We start from the raw sequence: 804 nt of genomic DNA, 5'->3' as shown, positions 1-804 counted from the left end.
GCCGGGCTCGGTGGGGTGGGTGCCGGCGGGCAGGGTGAGGCGGGCGGCGTGGTGGGGGCGGCCGTCCACGGTGCCGTCGACGGTGACGGTGAGGGGGCTGCGGAGTCTCAGGTCGACGGGGCCGTCGACGCGGACGACGCGCTGTTCGCGGAACCCGGCGGGTTCGTCGAAGGCCTGCCGGGGGGCGCCGTCGGCCTGCCAGGCGGCGATGAGGAAGAGGGCGGGGACGAGCAGGGCGGTGAGTTTCAGCCAGTACTGGAAGGCCTGGACGAAGGTGATGCTGCGCATGCCGCCGGCGGCGACGGTCGCGGTGACGACGGCGGCGACGATGACCCCGCCGAGCCAGTCGGGCGCCCCGGTGAGCACGGTCAGGGTCAGTCCGGCGCCCTGTAGCTGGGGCAGCAGATAGAGCCAGCCGACGCCGACGACGAAGGCGCCGGCGAGCCGCCGTACGGCCGGGGAGGCGAGGCGGGCCTCGGCGAAGTCGGGCAGGGTGTAGGCGCCGGAGCGGCGCAGCGGGGCGGCGACGAACAGCAGCAGGACGAGGTATCCGGCGGTGTAGCCGACCGGGTACCAGAGCATGTCGGGGCCCTGGACGAGGACGAGTCCGGCGATGCCGAGGAAGGACGCGGCGGAGAGGTACTCGCCGCTGATGGCGGCGGCGTTGAGGCGGGGGCCGACGGTGCGGGAGGCGACGTAGAAGTCGGAGGTGGTGCGGGAGATGCGCAGCCCGAAGGCGCCGACGAGGACGGTGGCGACGACGACGAGGGCGACGGCGGGGACGGCGTAGCTGGGGTTCATCGG

The 804-nt window shown here is 74.5% G+C and carries 1 protein-coding gene; it reads right to left on the bottom strand.

Features of this window, described 5'->3' with window-relative positions; translation table 11 throughout:
* Positions 1-801, bottom strand: an 801-nt coding sequence (locus MTQ10_RS30860) for a sodium:solute symporter family transporter (RefSeq protein ID WP_441351011.1), incomplete at its 3' end; no start/stop codon positions are given.
* Positions 802-804: the final 3 nt, after the last annotated feature.

The organism is Streptomyces sp. XM83C, from assembly GCF_023072675.1.
Classification (GTDB): domain Bacteria; phylum Actinomycetota; class Actinomycetes; order Streptomycetales; family Streptomycetaceae; genus Streptomyces; species Streptomyces thermocoprophilus.
This window is presented reverse-complemented; position numbering and strand designations above follow the sequence as displayed.